General features: G+C 69.0%; 16 protein-coding genes. 8 read left to right on the top strand and 8 right to left on the bottom strand.

The features are described 5' to 3' along the window. The first annotated feature begins 56 nt into the window (after positions 1-56). From ILP86_RS17365 to ILP86_RS17330, 8 genes are read left to right on the top strand one after another with little or no spacing between them, the layout of a single operon-like run. On the top strand, positions 57-1,571 hold the full coding sequence (locus ILP86_RS17365; protein ID WP_046748941.1) for an ABC transporter ATP-binding protein: 1,515 nt from the start codon (positions 57-59) through the stop codon (positions 1,569-1,571). Next, a complete protein-coding gene (locus ILP86_RS17360; RefSeq protein ID WP_046748942.1) occupies positions 1,568-2,887 on the top strand; it encodes an ABC transporter permease in 1,320 nt (439 codons plus the stop codon). Before ILP86_RS17365 ends, ILP86_RS17360 begins: the two co-directional genes overlap by 4 nt. Continuing rightward, the gene (locus ILP86_RS17355; RefSeq protein WP_374706399.1) at positions 2,887-4,170 is read left to right on the top strand and encodes an ABC transporter permease; all 1,284 of its coding nucleotides are present in this window, start codon (positions 2,887-2,889) and stop codon (positions 4,168-4,170) included. The genes ILP86_RS17360 and ILP86_RS17355 overlap by 1 nt, the downstream gene beginning before the upstream one ends. A 27-nt stretch (positions 4,171-4,197) precedes the next feature. After that, positions 4,198-4,596 (top strand): cytidine deaminase, encoded by a 399-nt coding sequence (locus tag ILP86_RS17350; protein WP_017828470.1) that lies wholly within the window; start codon positions 4,198-4,200, stop codon positions 4,594-4,596. Further along, complete coding sequence (locus ILP86_RS17345) at positions 4,593-5,906, top strand: thymidine phosphorylase (RefSeq protein WP_193762540.1); 1,314 nt, start codon at positions 4,593-4,595, stop codon at positions 5,904-5,906. Before ILP86_RS17350 ends, ILP86_RS17345 begins: the two co-directional genes overlap by 4 nt. A gap of 50 nt (positions 5,907-5,956) precedes the next feature. Next, positions 5,957-7,072 (top strand): adenosine deaminase, encoded by a 1,116-nt coding sequence (locus ILP86_RS17340; protein WP_046748945.1) that lies wholly within the window; start codon positions 5,957-5,959, stop codon positions 7,070-7,072. A 2-nt stretch (positions 7,073-7,074) separates the two neighbouring features. Next, complete coding sequence (locus ILP86_RS17335) at positions 7,075-8,184, top strand: polysaccharide deacetylase family protein (RefSeq protein ID WP_193762539.1); 1,110 nt, start codon at positions 7,075-7,077, stop codon at positions 8,182-8,184. A gap of 27 nt (positions 8,185-8,211) precedes the next feature. After that, entirely contained in the window at positions 8,212-9,117 is a 906-nt protein-coding gene (locus ILP86_RS17330; protein ID WP_113681704.1) for a carbohydrate kinase family protein, read from the top strand. Between the two features lie 3 nt (positions 9,118-9,120). Here the strand turns inward: ILP86_RS17330 and ILP86_RS17325 are convergent, their stop codons facing one another. The 8 genes from ILP86_RS17325 to ILP86_RS17290 all read right to left on the bottom strand — a co-directional run bounded on the left by ILP86_RS17325 (position 9,121) and on the right by ILP86_RS17290 (position 16,824). Then, complete coding sequence (locus ILP86_RS17325) at positions 9,121-9,864, bottom strand: alpha/beta hydrolase (protein WP_046748948.1); 744 nt, start codon at positions 9,862-9,864, stop codon at positions 9,121-9,123. Positions 9,865-9,943: 79 nt separating this feature from the next. After that, a complete protein-coding gene (locus tag ILP86_RS17320; RefSeq protein ID WP_113681705.1) occupies positions 9,944-11,236 on the bottom strand; it encodes an NAD(P)/FAD-dependent oxidoreductase in 1,293 nt (430 codons plus the stop codon). A gap of 100 nt (positions 11,237-11,336) precedes the next feature. Beyond that, entirely contained in the window at positions 11,337-12,494 is a 1,158-nt protein-coding gene (locus ILP86_RS17315; protein ID WP_193762538.1) for a mannitol-1-phosphate 5-dehydrogenase, read from the bottom strand. Next, on the bottom strand, positions 12,491-12,925 hold the full coding sequence (locus ILP86_RS17310; RefSeq protein ID WP_046748951.1) for a PTS sugar transporter subunit IIA: 435 nt from the start codon (positions 12,923-12,925) through the stop codon (positions 12,491-12,493). Before ILP86_RS17310 ends, ILP86_RS17315 begins: the two co-directional genes overlap by 4 nt. Then, positions 12,922-14,553, bottom strand: coding sequence for a PTS mannitol transporter subunit IICB (locus ILP86_RS17305; protein WP_113681706.1), 1,632 nt, complete (start codon positions 14,551-14,553; stop codon positions 12,922-12,924). The genes ILP86_RS17310 and ILP86_RS17305 overlap by 4 nt, the downstream gene beginning before the upstream one ends. Continuing rightward, on the bottom strand, positions 14,550-16,235 hold the full coding sequence (gene ptsP / locus ILP86_RS17300) for a phosphoenolpyruvate--protein phosphotransferase (RefSeq protein WP_179516116.1): 1,686 nt from the start codon (positions 16,233-16,235) through the stop codon (positions 14,550-14,552). Before ptsP ends, ILP86_RS17305 begins: the two co-directional genes overlap by 4 nt. Next, entirely contained in the window at positions 16,232-16,513 is a 282-nt protein-coding gene (locus ILP86_RS17295; RefSeq protein WP_046748954.1) for an HPr family phosphocarrier protein, read from the bottom strand. The genes ptsP and ILP86_RS17295 overlap by 4 nt, the downstream gene beginning before the upstream one ends. Further along, on the bottom strand, positions 16,510-16,824 hold the full coding sequence (locus tag ILP86_RS17290; RefSeq protein ID WP_193762537.1) for a PTS sugar transporter subunit IIB: 315 nt from the start codon (positions 16,822-16,824) through the stop codon (positions 16,510-16,512). The genes ILP86_RS17295 and ILP86_RS17290 overlap by 4 nt, the downstream gene beginning before the upstream one ends. Positions 16,825-16,955: the final 131 nt, after the last annotated feature.

Raw genomic sequence — 16,955 nt, 5'->3', positions numbered from 1 at the left:
CCGTCCACGACTCCTCTGGATAATCTTCTGGATACTCTTCTGGATAAGGTGCAGATATGAAGCTCGAACTTCGCGGCATCACCAAGCGCTTCGGCACCCTCGTCGCCAACGATCACATCGATCTCGTTGTCGAACCGGGGGAGATCCATGCGCTGCTCGGTGAGAACGGCGCAGGCAAGTCCACCCTCATGAATGTGCTCTACGGCCTGTACCAGGCCGACGAGGGCGAGATCCTCCTCAACGATGAGGTGCAGCGCTTCCGCGGTCCCGGAGACGCGATGGCTGCGGGGATCGGCATGGTCCACCAGCACTTCATGCTCGTCCCCGTGTTCACGGTGGCGGAGAACGTGATGCTCGGTCACGAGCAGACCAAGGCCCTCGGCAGGCTCGACATCGCGAAGGCGCGAGAGCACGTGCGCTCGGTCGCCGCCCGCTTCGGCTTCGACATCGACCCGGACGCCCTCGTCGGCGACCTCCCCGTGGGCGTGCAGCAGCGTGTCGAGATCATCAAGGCGCTCTCCCGCGATGCCAAGGTGCTGGTGTTCGACGAGCCGACGGCCGTGCTCACCCCACAGGAGACCGACGAGCTGATGGGCATCATGCGTCAGCTGCGTGACGAGGGCACGGCGATCGTCTTCATCACCCACAAGCTTCGTGAGGTCCGCGAGGTCGCGGACAAGATCACCATCGTCCGCCTCGGCCGCGTCGTCGGCGAGGCTTCGCCGACGGCGACCAACGCCGAGCTCGCCTCTCTCATGGTGGGACGAGCCGTCGAGCTCACCGTGCACAAGGAACCGCCCCGCCTGGGCGAGGGCGGTTTCGAGGTCAAGAACCTCCGCGTGCTGACTCCCGCGGGCGCGATCGTCGTCGACGGTGTCGACTTCGCCGTCCGCCCAGGGGAGGTGCTCGCGATCGCCGGCGTCCAGGGCAACGGGCAGACCGAGCTCGTCGAGGCGATCGTCGGTCTCGCCGCCCGCGTCGAGGGCAGCATCGAACTGGATGGCAACGAGCTGGTCGGCAAGAGCGTGCGGGCGATCCTCGATGCCGGTGTCGGCTTCGTGCCGGAGGACCGCACCGAGGACGGCCTGGTCGCCGGGTTCTCGGTCGCGGAGAACCTGATCCTCGATCGTTCGGACGACCCCGCGTTCAGCCGGGCCGGGACCCTGCGCCGCGGGGTGCTCGACGAGTTCGCCCGCGCGCGCATCAAGGAGTACGACATCCGTACCCAGGGGCCGGAGACGCCGGCGGGCACGCTGTCCGGCGGAAACCAGCAGAAGGTCGTGATCGCCAGGGAGATGAGCCGAGAGCTTCGTCTTCTCGTCGCGGCACAGCCCACCCGTGGTGTCGACGTCGGCTCGATCGAGTTCATCCACAAGCGCATCATCGAGACGCGAGACGCCGGTGTGCCGGTGATCGTCGTCTCCACGGAGCTCGACGAGGTCGCAGCTCTCGCCGACCGGATCGCGGTCATGTACCGCGGCACGATCGTCGGCATCGTCCCCGGCGACACGCCTCGGGAGACGCTCGGACTCATGATGGCCGGAGCGGCCGAAGGGGAGGTGGCCGCGTGAGCGGAGCGACACCCGGCGCAGGAGACGTGACCAAGGGGATCCCGCCGCAGGAGCTCGCCACGAGCACCGGCACGGTTCCGCGCGACCCCAGCGATGTCCCCCCGCCTCCGCGCGGAAACGTGATCCTCAAGGAGATCCTCCGGGGGAGTGCCGTCACGACGATCCTCGCGATCGTCCTGGCCCTCATCGTCGGCGGCATCCTGATCGCCCTGACGAACGAAGACGTGCAGGCGGCCTCCGTCTACTTCTTCGCGCAGCCCGGCGACACCTTCGTCGCCGCCTGGAACGCGGTGTACAACGGGTACGAGGCGCTGTTCCGCGGGGCGATCTTCAACGCCCGCGGAGCCGACTTCGCCGCGCAGATCCGTCCCCTGACGAACACGCTCGGCTTCGCGGCACCGCTCATCGCGGCCGGTCTCGGCGTCGCACTCGCGTTCCGCGTCGGTCTGTTCAACATCGGTGCCCGCGGCCAGATGCTCATCGGTGTCGCCGTCGCGGCCCTGCTGACGTTCTCGCTCGACCTGCCGATCTGGCTGCACATCCCGGTCACGCTCATCGCGGGAATCGCGGGCGGTGCACTCTGGGGTGCGATCGCGGGGCTCATCAAGGCGCGCACCGGTGCGCACGAGGTGATCCTCACCATCATGCTCAACTACATCGCCTACTACCTCCTGCTGTGGATGATCCGCACCCCCGGACTCCTCCAGAAGCCGGGGACCAACCAGGCCCTGGGTTCCGCGACTCCGGAGAGCGCGCAGTTCCCGACCCTGCTCGGTCCGCAGTTCCCGCTGCTCGACCTCGGTTTCGTGATCGTGATCGTCGCCACGCTGTTCGTGTGGTGGCTCATCGAGCGCTCGTCCCTCGGCATGCGCATGCGCGCAGTGGGTGAGAACCCGCATGCGGCTCGTGCGGCGGGCATCAGCGTGCAGCGCATCTACGTCTACGCGATGCTCTTCGCCGGCGGTCTGGCCGGCCTCGCCGGCATGAACCAGATCCAGGGCGCCGTCACCACGGGTGTGACGGAGACCATCGACGCCGGCATCGGCTTCGACGCGATCACGGTCGCGCTCCTCGGACGCAGCCGCGCCTGGGGCACGTTCGCGGCCGGCATCCTGTTCGGTGCGCTCAAGGCGGGTTCGTTCTCGATGCAGGCGCAGAACATCCCGGTCGACATCGTGCTCGTCGTGCAGTCGCTCGTGGTGCTCTTCATCGCCGCACCGCCGCTGCTGCGCACGGTGTTCTTCCTCCCGAAGACCGACATCGAGAAGGCGGCGAGGCTCAGAGCCAAGGCCGCGAAGAAGGCGGTGGCGGCATGATGTCCCTCGTGCAGACCCAGGCCGCGGACGGCACAGTGCAGCTCGCGACCGTCAAGGAACGGCACCTCAAGGCGCCGATCGTGCTCGCCGGAGCCGCCGTGCTCCTGGCGCTGCTGTTCCTGCTCGTGCCGCGCGACGGCATCAGCACGTTCCGGCTCTCCGACCAGTCGTCGGCACTCGCCCTGCCCGACGTCGCCCTGCCGACCGCCTCGACCTTCTGGGTCGTCTTCGGCATCCTGGTGGTCCTGACCGTCGGAGCGTTCCTCCGCGCCTGGACCTATCGCAAGCCGTCGCTGTGGCTCGTGGTGGCCTACGGCGTGCTCGCCGTGTTCGCCTTCCTGGTCTGGGCTGCGGCAGGCGGGCTCGTCCCCGTCACCAGCCTGCTGTTCGGCGCGGTGTCGCTCTCGGTGCCGCTGGTGTTCGGCGCGCTGGGTGGTGTCATCGGCGAGCGTGCCGGTGTGGTCAACGTCGCGATCGAGGGCCAGCTGCTGCTGGGCGCCTTCTCCGCCGCGCTGCTCTCCAGCATCACCGGCAACCCGTTCGTCGGCCTTGTCGGCGCGATGATCGGCGGCGTCCTCGTGGCGAGCGTCCTCGCCGCGTTCGCGATCAAGTACCTCGTCGAGCAGGTCATCGTCGGTGTCGTGCTCAACGTGCTCGTCACCGGCCTCACCGGGTTCCTCTACGGCGCCCTGCTGGCCCCGAACGAGGCGACGCTGAACGCCCCGGTGCGGTTCCCGCGCTTCGAGATCCCGCTGCTCAGCGACATCCCCATCATCGGCCCCGTGCTCTTCAACCAGACGTTCATCGGGTACCTGATGTTCATCACCGTCGCGGTGGTGGCATGGGGCCTGTACCGCACGCGCTGGGGTCTGCGGCTGCGTGCCGTCGGCGAGCACCCGCAGGCGGCCGACACGGTGGGCATCAAGGTCAACCCGACGCGATTCTGGAACGTGCTGCTGGCCGGCGCGATCGCGGGCATGGGTGGCGCGTACTTCACACTCGTCTCGGTACCGCAGTTCGGCAAGGACATGACGGCGGGACTCGGCTTCATCGCCCTCGCCGCGGTGATCTTCGGTCGCTGGGATCCGATCCGTGCGACCCTCGCCGCCCTGCTGTTCGGCTTCGCCACCAACCTGCAGAACCTGCTGTCGATCCTGAAGACGCCGATCCCCGGCGAGTTCATGCTGATGCTGCCGTACGTCGTGACGCTGCTCGCGGTCGCCGGGTTCGCCGGCCAGATCAAGGCGCCTGCCGCCGACGGCAAGCCCTACATCAAGTCGTAGCCCTGCCGGGAAGAGAGAAGCATCGCAATGACGGACATCGACTGGGATGAACTGCGCCAGGTCGCGACCGACGCCATGACCAAGGCCTACGCGCCCTACTCGCGCTATCGCGTTGGGGCTGCGGCCCTCGTGGGCGACGGTCGGATCGTGGCCGGCTGCAACGTCGAGAACGCCTCCTACGGTGTGACGCTGTGCGCGGAGTGCGCTCTGGTGGGCGACCTGCACATGTCGGGCGGCGGTCAGCTCGTCGCCTTCGTGTGCGTGAACAACGAGGGGCAGACGATCATGCCGTGCGGGCGCTGCCGCCAGCTGCTGTTCGAGCATGCGATGCCCGGGATGCTGCTGGAGACCGTCTCCGGCATCCGCACGATCGACGAGGTGCTGCCCGATGCGTTCGGGCCGCGCGACCTGGAGGAAGCACGATGACCGCTGGACAGGCTCAGGGAGCCATCGAACCGTTCGATGCGATCGATGTGATCCGCGCCAAGCGCGACGGCGGTGCGGTACCCGAGCCCGCGCTGCGCTGGATGGTCGACGCCTACACGCGGGGCTACGTGTCGGACGCGCAGATGGCATCGTTCGCGATGGCGATCTTCCAGCGCGGCATGGAGCGCGTCGAGATCCGGGTGCTGACGGATGCGATGATCGCGTCGGGGGAGCGGATGAGCTTCGCCTCGCTCGGCAAGCGCACCGTCGACAAGCACTCCACCGGTGGTGTGGGTGACAAGATCACGCTGCCGCTCGCGCCTCTGGTGGCATCCTTCGGTGTGGCGGTGCCGCAGCTGAGCGGTCGCGGTCTCGGACACACCGGCGGCACGCTCGACAAGCTCGAGTCGATCCCCGGCTGGCGCGCGGCTCTCAGCAACGAGGAGATGTTCGCGCAGATGCAGGGCGACGTGGGCGCTGTCATCTGCGCCGCCGGCTCCGGGCTCGCTCCCGCCGACAAGAAGCTCTACGCGCTCCGCGACGTCACCGGCACCGTGGAGGCGATCCCGCTGATCGCCTCCAGCATCATGTCGAAGAAGATCGCGGAGGGGACGGATGCCCTCGTGCTCGACGTGAAGTTCGGATCCGGTGCGTTCATGCAGGACATCGACCGCGCTCGCGAGCTGGCGCGCACGATGGTCGCCCTCGGCACCGACTCCGGCGTCGCGACGACCGCCCTGCTGACCGACATGAACGTCCCGCTCGGCCTCGCGATCGGAAACGCGAACGAGGTGCGGGAGTCGGTGGAGATCCTCGCCGGTGGCGGACCCTCCGACGTGCGGGAGCTGACCATCGCCCTGGCGCGCGAGATGCTGGCCCTCGCCGGACAGCCGGACGCCGACGTGGAGGCCGCGCTCGACGACGGGCGTGCCATGGACACCTGGAAGGCGATGATCCGCGCGCAGGACGGCGATCCGGATGCCGCGCTGCCGACGGCACGGGAGACCCACCAGGTGCTGGCACCGGCCGACGGCATCGTCACGCGCATGGACGCCCTTCCGTTCGGCGTCGCCGCCTGGCGTCTCGGTGCGGGTCGCGCCAGGGCGCAGGATCCCGTGATCTTCGAAGCGGGAATCGATCTGCACGCGAAGCCCGGCGATCGCGTCGTCGCCGGTCAGCCGCTGTTCACCCTCTCCGCCGCAGACGATGCTCGTTTCGGCCGGGCGCTCGACGCGCTCGATGGCTCGTGGGAGATCGGGGACGAGGCGCCGGTCACCGGTCCCATCGTCCGCGAGCGCATCACCTCGTGACGTCGGACCGCTAGCCTGATCTGAGCACATCCGCGACCGAGAGGATCACCATGTCGATCGATGCGAACGGCGACGTCACGCTTCAGGGCGTCTCCCTGCGGAGCCTGCCCAAGGTGTCGCTGCACGACCACCTCGACGGTGCGGTACGGCCCGCCACGATCATCGAGCTCGCGGATGAGATCGGACTGGACGTTCCCGAGTCGAAGCCTGCTGCTCTGGGTTCGTGGTTCGCGAAGCAGAGCGACTCGGGTTCTCTGGTCGAGTACCTCAAGACGTTCGACCTCACCACCGCCGTGATGCAGACCCAGGAGGGACTCACCCGCGTCGCGCGCGAGTTCGTGCAGGATCTCGCCGCCGACGGAGTGATCTACGGCGAGGTGCGCTGGGCACCAGAGCAGCATCTGGCTCGCGGTCTCACGCTCGAGCAGACCGTGGAAGCCGTGCAGCAGGGCATCGAAGAGGGAGAAGACCTCGCCGACCGCTCCGGACGCAGCATCCGGGTCGGGCAGCTCATCACCGCGATGCGCCACACCGACCGCGCCCTCGAGATCGCCGAGCTCGCGGTCGACTTCCGCGGTCGCGGTGCGGTGGGCTTCGACATCGCGGGACCGGAGGACGGATTCCCGCCGTCGAACCACCGCAAGGCGTTCGACTACCTCGCCGAGAACTTCTTCCCCGTCACCGTGCATGCGGGCGAGGCGGCCGGCCTGGCCTCGATCCGCTCGGCGCTGCTGGACGGGCGCGCCCTGCGCCTCGGCCACGGCGTGCGCATCGCGGAGGACCTCCAGGTCATCACGCAGGAGGGCGACGAGGTGCAGGTGCAGTTCGGCGACCTCGCTCGCTGGGTGCGCGACCGTGAGATCCCGCTCGAGCTCTCGCCGTCGTCGAACCTGCAGACCGGGGCGATCGCCGCGTGGGGCGACACGATGGTGGATCACCCGTTCGACCTGCTCTACCAGCTCGGGTTCGCGGTGACCGTGAACGTCGACAACCGCACCATGAGCGCCACGTCTCTCACACGGGAACTCGCCCGGCTGGTCGAGACGTTCGAGTACGACCTCGACGACCTCGAGACGTTCCAGTTCAATGCGGCTGCTGCGGCGTTCCTGCCCGTCGAGGAGCGCGAGGAGCTCGTGGAGATGATCGCCGAAGGCTTCGACGCCTGATCATGGCTTCCGGGGGGAAGAAACGGGCCGCACGAACCGCCGTCATCGTCGGCACCATCGCGGCGGCCGTCGTGGTCGGAGGAGGCATCGCCGCCTTCGCCTGGATGAACCGCACGCCGGAGAACACCGTCCCGAAGGCGCAGTCCACGACGATCGAGCATCCGCTGACTCCCGCGGAGCAGATCGTCGCCGATGCGGACGACCCGCGCGCCTGCGCTGTCACGTTCTCGGGCGAGGGTGCGCCCACCGATCCGATGCTGCAGTTCCAGGACGACCTCTACCAGGGACTGCCGATCCCGCAGCTCGACGGCAGGGTGTTCGCCGGCTGGTACTCGAGCGCTGCGGACGCCGGGGCGCTCACCGTCGCCGCGCGTGTGAACGGCGCAGACCCCGTGGTGTGCGCCGATCAACAGGTCGAGCTCTTCGCGGCCTGGAGGACGCCGGAGGACAACGCGGCGGAGAACGTGCGAGTGCCCATCCTGATGTACCACCAGTTCACGGCGAATCCGGAGGGGGAGAAGGGCTGGTTGCGGGGCAACTACGCCTACATCGGCGACTTCGACGCGCAGATGAACCACATCGCGACGACGGGGTTCTACCTGCCGACGTGGGACGAGCTCAGCGCCTTCATCGACGGTCGGCTCTCGCTTCCCGCCAAGAGCGTGATCATCACCGATGACGACGCCGACCAGTCGTGGTTCGATCTTGCGGTGCCGGTCGTCGACAGGTACAAGCTGCTCAGCACGTCGTTCATGATCACGGCCTACCGGCAGGATCCGGCGCCCTCGATCTACGTGCAGCGTCGCTCGCACACGCACGACATGCACCAGGCCGGAGACAACGGCAAGGGCCGGATGGTCAACTGGACGGCCGATCAGATCGCGGCCGACCTCACCACGTCGGCCGGCGTGCTCGGCGTGGGGCAGGTCGTCGCGTATCCGTTCGGGCACTACAACGACACCACCAAGCAGGGAGTCGCCCAGGCCGGATTCGAGATGGGGCGCACCATCGAACCCGGATACGTGACGATCGGCACCGACAAGCTCGCTCTCCCCGTCGTGCGCATCGACTACGGCATGGGGCTCGACGCGCTGGTCTCGCGCATCGGCTGAGGGCGGAGCACGCGGCAGGATGGTGCCATGCCCTCCTCCTCAGAGTCCGCCTCCGTCGTCATCGTCGGGCCGGCGTCGTGGAACACGATCGTCGTGCTCGACCGGCTGCCGGAGCCGGTACCGCACATGCAGTTCGCCGAGAGCGCCTGGGAGACGGTCGGAGGCACGAGCGCGGGCAAGGCGCTCAGCCTGACCGCGCTGGGCAGGTCTGTCCGGCTCCACGCCACCGCCGGGGTGGACAGGGAGGGCGTACACGTCCGAGAGGCCCTACGTGCCGCGGGGGTGCCGGTGGACTGGCATGACGGTGTCACGGAGCGGCATCTCAATCTGATGACGCGCGCGGGTGAGCGGGTCTCGCTCTACCTGGCCACGCCGGGGGAGACGACGGGTGAACACGACCGGCTCGCGCACGGGGAGATGGCGGCAGCCGACGCCGTCGTGCTCGACCTTGCGGCCGAACCCCTGCGCCTGCTGCCCCTGGCCCGGTCGACCGGTACGCCGATCTGGGTCGACGTGCACGACTACGACGGGTCGGCGGACTACCATCGGCCTTTCCTCGACGCCGCCGACGCGGTGTTCTGCAACGCCGACAGACTCGACGACCCGATCGGGTTCCTCCGATCACTCATCGCGGAGAGAACCCGTCTGGCCGTCTGCACTCTGGGCGCGGACGGTGCCGTCGCGGTCGACGAAGACGGCACCGTCCACCGGGTTCCTGCAGAATCCGTCGATGTCGTCGACACGAACGGGGCGGGAGATGCCTTCCTGGCTGGGGTGCTCGATGCGCGGCTCGATGGAGCCGACGTCCCTACCGCCCTCCGGGCGGGAGCACGGTCAGCGGCGACGGCGCTGCGAACGCGACACCTGCATCCGTTGCTCGACCCCGTGCTCGACCCCGTGCTCGACCTCGGGTTCGACCCTGTGGGGGAGTGAGGCTCAGGGGGCGAGCGGGGCGAGGAAGTCTCCGGCGAGACGCGTGACCTCCGCATGCATGTCGTCGCTCGAGATGGTCGGGGTGCCGTCGCCGTCCTGTGGACCGTAGTCGCCGAAGGAGGCGTGAGATGCGCCCTCGATCTCGACCAGGTCGGCATCGCCGGGCAGCTCGGGCCGGGCATCCGCGATCTTCTGGGGCGTGGACAGCCCGTCCTCGCTCCCCGCGAGGCTCAGAACGGGCAGGTCGCTTCCGGAGAGGTCGTTCGCGCAGTAGGACGCGAACAGCACCAGCGCGTCGGCATCGGACGCGAGCTGACAGGCACGCACCCCGCCCAGTGAGTGGCCGCCGACGCTCCACACGTCGATTCCGGGGGCCGCGGAGGTGAACGCGTCGAGACCGCGCGGGTCGAAGAATGCCAGGTTGAGCCATGGGCGCGTGATCACGACGGTGACCCCGTCCTCGGCCAGGCCCTGCAGGATGGCCGCGTATGCCCACGGGTCGACCTTGGCTCCGGGGATGAACACGAGGCCGAGGTCCGAGTCTCCGTCCGCGGGAGCGAGCACGATGCCCTGGTCGGCGTCGGTCACCGTGATCGCCGGGTTCTCGCGCACGGCCGCGAGCGGTTCCGGCTCCGCGGACATGACGCCGATCTGGCTCCAGGCGAGTACACCGCCGACGGCGAGCACGAGCACGATGGCGATGCTCCACAGCACGCGCCTCAGGATCCGGTGGGACTTCTTCTTCACGGGACAACGCTACTCCGCGCGGTGACCCGGTGATGCACGACGGCGCTCTCGCGACGGCGACCCGCGACGGCCGCTGCGCTCAGGCCGGCACCTCGAGTGCGCCCTTCTCCCGTCGCACGGCCGTGCGGTAGGCGTCCTTGTTCACGTAGTAGGCCATCCGGTCGAGGCCCAGGTAGTGGTAGCCGCCGGTGACATCCGGCCACGGGGTCTCGGTCACGCGTCGGCGGAAGCGTGCGGCGCGCGTCGGCTCCTCCTCGGCGGCGCTCAGATAGGCCGCCAGCAGCTCGGCCTGCTCGTAGCGGCCCTGCCAGCCGATGCCGGAGGCTTCGATCATGCCCATCACGTAGAGACCGTTGAACGACGACGGGAACACGTTCAGGAACAGTCGCGGCGAAGCGCCTCGCCAGTGCAGGTGCTCCCTGTCGACGAACGGATAGTCGAGCGTGTACCCGGTGGCCAGCAGCACGAGGTCGTAGTCGTCGGCGCCGCCGTCGCGGAAGTGCACGGTCGGCCCGTCGAACCGGTCGACGTCGGCGCGGATCCGCAGATCGCCCTGCCCGAGGTGGTTCAGGATCAGGGTGTTCACGATCGGGTGCGACTCGTAGATGCGGTAGTCGGGCTTCGGGAATCCGAAGCGCACGGGGTCGCCCGTGAAGGCGCGCAGCACGCGGCTGTCGAGCGCCTGCTTGATCCTGGCGGGCAGTGGGCGGCCCTGGTTCAGGGTGTCGCTGGGTCTTCCGAACAGGTAGCGCGGCACGAAGTAGTAGCCGCGCCGCACGCTCATGTCGACGGACACCGCATGATGCACGGCGTCCACCGCGATGTCGCAGCCGGAGTTGCCCGCGCCGATCAGCAGCACCCGTCTGGACTTCAGCTGCTCCGGCGACTTGTAAGCGCTCGTGTGCAGCAGTTCGCCCGTGAACTCGCCGGAGAAGGAGGGAACGTTCGGCCGGGCGAGCGTTCCGTTCGCCAGCACGACACCCGTGTACCACCGGGTCTCGACGCCGTCGGGGCCGGTGCTCGTGAGATCCCATCCGCCATCGCGCGGTTCGAGCCGCGTCACGCGCGTGTCGAACCGGAACAGAGCGGTGAGGTCGAAGTGGGCGGCGTAGTCCTCGAAGTACTCCTTGAGAACGCGGTGACCCGGGTAGTCGACCGAGGAGCGCATGGGGAACTCGGTGAACTCCGTCGTGGTCCGCGAGGAGATGAGGTGAGCCGACTCGTACATCGTGCTGCGGGGATTGTCGATGTCCCACAGGCCGCCGACGCCGTGCGAGGCCTCATACCCGTCCACGCCGATCCCGCGCTTCTGCAGCGCTCGTGCGGCGGCGAGGCCCGATGGTCCCGCACCGATCACGGCATATCCGTTCATGTGGCTCCCGCACCTCGCTGTCCTCCCGCACGCCGTCGTGTCGAGAAACGCCCCCGCCCACCGATGGTATCGGCAGACGGGGGCGTCTCTGAGCGAGGGGTCAGACAGCTCCCAGACGCTGTTGCCTGGCCGCGACGGCGTCCCGGATCAGCGGGAACAGCGGGTGCTCCGGGTCGAGGCCTGTCGTGGTGGTGGTGAACGCGGCAGGGTCCTCGGCACGGAGCAGCTGCTGCAGTTCGACAGACTGCTCGTCGGCGGGATCGTCGAACTCGAGCGCTGCGGACACGGCGGCGACCAAGGCGTCGGTGGGCAACCCCCGCTCTGCGGCCATGGCCGCCGGGCCAACGAAGCGCTCATGCCGTGAGATCTTCCGCAGCGGCTGACGTCCGACGCGCTGCACGGTGTCGACGAGCGCGGGGTTGCGGAAGCGCTCCAGGATCGTCGCGCGGTAGTCGGCGAGGTCTGCCGGGTCGAGCCCGTGCTCGGCGACCAGGACGGCCGACGTCTCCTCGAGCGCCGCCGAGACGCTCGAGGAGATGTCCGAGTCGGCGAGGGCGTCCGAGATGCGCTCGATGCCCGCACGCGCCCCGAAGTACGCGGTCGTCGCATGGCCGGTGTTCACCGTGAACAGCTTGCGTTCGATGTACGGCGCCAGGTCGTCGACGAAGTGCGCGCCGGGGATGTTCGGCAGCGCGCCCTCGAAGGGTCCCGACTCGATGGCCCACTCGAAGTAGGGCTCGACCGTCACGTCGACCCCCGATCCCTCCGGCTGCGCCGGGACGATGCGGTCGACGGCCGTGTTGGCGAAGACCGCGCGCGCGAGCAGCGTCTCTGCATCCGCGCCCGCTGCGGCGACGATCTCCCGCCGCAGCAGCTCCGTTGCCCCGATCGCGTTCTCGCACGCCATCACCTGGAGCGGCGCGGAGTCCGGACTGCGCAGGGCGAGTCCGGCGACGATCGACGGAGCCACGAACCGCAGCACCGTCGGGCCCACCGCGGTCGTGACGACATCCGCGGTGGCGACCTCCTCGGCCACCGCGGCCGGATGCGTCCTGCTGTTGACCGCGCGGAACCCGGTCACGACGTGATCGGTCCCTCCGGGGCCGGCCTCGTGCACCGTGTACGAGTCGACCTCGTTGATCGCGTCGACGAGCGCATCGGCGACGTCCGAGAAGACCACCTCGTACCCGCCGTCGCTCAGCAGCAGACCGACGAACCCGCGCCCGATGTTGCCCGCCCCGAAGTGGACCGCCTTCATCCTTCGTTCACCTCCGAGAGGAGGGCGTAGAGCTCCTCGGCGGTCTGTGCCGCCGACAGCCTGGCGACATCGTCCTCCTCGGAGAACAGGATGGCGATGCGGGAGAGGATCTCCAGGTGCTCGTCCCCGACGCCGGCGATGCCGATCACGAAGGTCGCGGGCTCGCCGGACCAGTCGACGCCCCCGTCATAGCGGACGACCGACAATGCGGAGGCGAGGATCGTGTCCTTCGCCTCGTTCGTGCCATGCGGTATGGCGAGGCCGTTGCCCATGAAGGTCGACACCGTCTCCTCACGCTGCCGCATCGCGTCGACGTAGGCCGGGGTGACCGCACCGGCGGCGACGAGGATGTCCGTCGCCTCCTGCAGAGCCTCGTCTCGTGTCGCACCACCGGGGTGGATGCGGACCTGATCCTGGGTGAGGACGCTCATTCTGTTTCCTTTCGCTGCTCGCGCACCATCTCGACGACTTCTTCGTAGCGGGGCGAGTTCATGAAGTTGTCCACGGAGACGTGGACGGAGTTCGGCGACTTCGCCTCGGCGCGCTCGGTGAGCTGCTGCTGGGTGATGACGACGTCAGCCGTTCCGTCGAGGTTCGCGATCGCCTGGTTGGTGACCGTGATGTCCTCGATGCCGGCCTTCTTGAGCTTGTTGCGCAGCACGCTCGCGCCCATGGCGGACGAGCCCATCCCGGCGTCGCAGGCGAACACGATCCGCTCGATCGGTGCGGAGATCACGGTCGCGCTCGTGGCGGTCGCGGCTTCCGGAGCCGCGGATGCCGTCGACGTGCGCAGCGCGTCCATCGCGGCGGACGACTTGCCCTTGTTGGCCTCGGTCTGTGCGATCGCGGCGCCGAAGGTGTCGCCCTCGGCCTCGAGGTCGCGCTTGCGGGAGGCCCGCAGGATCACGCCGGTGATGAGGAAGGTCACGGTCGCTGCGACGATGACCGAGAGGTAGACGACCAGGAGGTTGCCGACTCCCGGGCCGATGGCCGCAGCCGTCACGGCGATGATGCTTCCCGGTGCTGCAGGGAAGGCGAGACCCCCGCCGAGGACCATGTTCGTGGTGACCCCGGCTGCACCACCCGCGATGAGGGCGAGGATCGTGGTCGGCTTGCTGAGGGCGTAGGGGAAGTAGATCTCGTGGATGCCACCGAAGAACTGGATGATCGCCGCGCCGGGAGCGGATGCCTTCGCCGCACCGACCCCGAAGAAGGTGAAGGCGAGGAGCAGACCGAGGCCGGGCCCGGGGTTCGCCTCGATGAGGAACAGGATCGACTTGCCGGTCTCGGTCGCCTGCTCGATGCCGAGCGGGGTGAACACGCCGTGGTTGATGGCGTTGTTCAGGAACAGCACCTTCGCGGGCTCGACGATGATCGATACGAGCGGAAGCAGCTGCAGCGAGACCAGCCAGTCGACGGCCGTGCCGAGCGCGGCGCTGATGCCGAGCATCACGGGGCCGAAGGCGAAGAAGCCGAAGATCGCGAGCAGCATGCCGAGGATACCGGCGGAGAAGTTGTTGACCAGCATCTCGAAGCCGGGCTTGATCTTGCCGTCCCACAGCCGGTCGACCTGCTTCATGACCCAGGCGGCGAGGGGGCCCATGATCATGGCACCGAGGAACATCGGGATGTTCGTGCCGACGATCACGCCGACGGTGGCGATCGAGGCGACGACGCCCCCGCGCTCGCCGTAGACCATGCGGCCGGCGGTGTTCGCGATCAGCAACGGCAGCAGGTACGTCACCATCGGGCCGACCAGTCCGACGTAGGCGAGGATGTTGCCGTCCGCGCCTTCGGCCACGGCGGTCATCGCGCCCTGCCAGCCGATGATGACGGAGTCGCCGCCACCGCCGAGGATCTCGGACACGCCTGCCCAGTGCCAGCCGAACGGGCTCTCCGCGCCGAAGAACCCCTTCGGGATGAACAGCATCGTGATGAAGCCCCAGGCGATGAAGGCGGCGATGTTGGGCATGATCATGCCTGAGAGGAATGTGCCGAAGCGCTGCACTCCTACGCGCAGGCCGCCGGGTCTGGTGGCGGCAGGTGACGTCGTCGTCATGATGTCGTCTCTTTCTTGTGGAGGGGGAGTTCCGCGGCGAGGGCTGCCACGGCGTTTCGGGCGGAGGAGGCATCGTCGGCGGCCAGGGCGGCCTTGGCGAGACTCCGCGCCTCGGACGGGGTGCGCTCGGACAGCGCATGACGGACATCGGCCAGGGCGGCAGGCGCCATCGACAGGCTCGTCGCGCCGAGACCGACCAGCACCACGGCGAGCAGCGGATCGGCGGCGGCTTCGCCGCAGATCCCGACGGGTTTGCCGAGTCGGGCACCTGCATCGCCGACCTCGCGGACGAGGCGGAGGACGGCAGGGTGCCAGGGGTCCTGGAACCCTGCGACCGAGCCGAGCATCCGGTCGGCAGCCATCGTGTACTGCGTGAGGTCGTTGGTGCCGATCGAGGCGAAGTCGGCGTGCGCGAGCACGCGATCGGCGAGCAGAGCGCTCGCCGGGATCTCGACCATCACTCCCGCGGTCTTCAGCCCGTACTCGCGTGCGAGTCCCGTGAAGTAGACGGTCTCCTCGACCGTTGCGACCATGGGAGCCATCACCCAGAGATCGGCCTCGGTCACGGCGGCGGCCTCGGCGAGTGCGGTGAGCTGCTCCCGCAGGATGTCCTCGCTGGCGCGCAGCGCCCGCAGACCCCTGAGCCCGAGCGCCGGGTTCTCCTCGTGTGCATCGTTGAGGAAGGCCAGAGGCTTGTCAGCGCCGGCATCGAGCATCCGCACCACGACCTTCCGGCCGGGGAAGGCCGCGAGCAGCTCGCGGTACGACTCGCGCTGCTGAGCGATGGTGGGCGCCTGGGCGGAGGAGAGGAACAGGAACTCGGTACGGAACAGCCCGACGCCCTCGGCCCCCCGAGCGACCGCGTCGGCCGCATCTGCAGGCTTCCCCAGATTCGCGAGCAGCGCGACAGGCGTGCCGTCGGCGAGAGCGCCGGGAGTGGTTGGGGCCGCGTCGGCCGACCGCCGAGCGGCAGCGCGCTCGGTGGCGCGAGCCTTCTCGTCCTCCGTCGGTTCGCGCGTGACCACGCCGCTGGCCGCATCGACGATCACGGTCTCGCCGGTGGTCAGCATCTCGCCGTCGGCGACGCCCACGATCGCGACGATGCCCTTCTCCCTGGCGAGGATCGCCGTGTGCGAGGTCGGGCCGCCGTCGGTGGTGATCAGTGCCAGGACCTGATCCAGGTCGAGGAGTGCGGTGTCCGCCGGCGCGAGGTCGCGGGCGACCAGCACGAACGGGTGTCCCGGGTTCGGGACACCCGGGGCGTCGACGCCGCGAAGATGCGCGAGCACTCGCTGCGCGATGTCGTCCAGGTCCGCGGCGCGCTCGCCCAGGTAGCCGCCGACCGCCTCGAGCGTGGCGCGGAACCCGGCGAATGCGTCGTGCACGGCCCACTCGGCCGTCGCCCCCGCGTCGATCCGTGTGTCGACCTCGTCCTGGAGCGTCGGGTCCTCGGCGATCATGGCCTGCGCCTCGAGGACCTCCTGCGCGGATCCTCCGGCTGCCTCGCCGCGCTCGTTCAGTTCCTTCGCCACGACCGAGACGGCGTCGCGGACCCTGGCTCGTTCGGCGTCAGCCCCCGCGGTGCTCGGCGTGTTCTCCGGGGCCGGCATCGCCTCGGCCATGCGGACGATCGGCCCCTGGGCGACCCCGAGACCGATGCCCACTCCGCGCAGCTCGCTCATCCGGCGGCGTCCTGGTCGTGGTCGGTGGTGAGGAGCTCGGTGAGGGTGTCGAGCACGTTCTCCGCGCCGTCGCCGTCCGCCGTGAGCGTGACGTAGTCGCCGTGCTCGATCGCGAGGGCGATGACGCCGAGGATGCTCGCCGCGTTGACGGGTTTTCCGGAATCCTTGGCGATCGTCACGGCGATGCCGGAGTCCTTCGCCGCCTGCGCGAACAGCTTGGCTGGACGGGCATGGAGTCCATGGGAGGAGCCGATCCGGACGGTGCGGGTGGCGGTCATGATGTTCCTTTCGGGGTTTCGCCGGCGGCGAGGAGCGAACGGGCGAGGACGAGCGTGCGCGAGCCGTCGAGATCGGAGAAGACGTCGTCCGGGAGGATGGCGACCGGCGCGTTCGAGCTCTCGCGGATGGCGTCGAGGCGGTCGGCCAGGTGCGGGCCGACCAGGATCAGGTCGTGGTCGGAATCCGAGGCGGAGCCCTCGGTCCCGGCGGATGCGTCCCAGGCCAGACCGGCCGTCTCCGCGGCACGGCGGAGCCGTTGTGCGACGAACGTGCTCGATGCTCCCGCACCGCACACCACGAGGATCCTCATCGATGCCCACCTACTTCCTGAGAACAGTCTGGGAACCAGGAAGGGGTGCGCGCCAACAGGATCCTTTCCGCCCCCGCGGAACGGCGCCTTCCGCCCCGAGGCGCCGGCCACCTGACATCATGGAGAGCACG

Origin of the sequence: Microbacterium sp. R1 (assembly GCF_015159725.1) — a bacterium.
Taxonomy (GTDB): Bacteria; Actinomycetota; Actinomycetes; order Actinomycetales; family Microbacteriaceae; genus Microbacterium; species Microbacterium oxydans.
The sequence above is the reverse complement of the archived record's forward strand: the minus strand, read 5'-3'. Positions and strand labels throughout refer to the sequence as shown.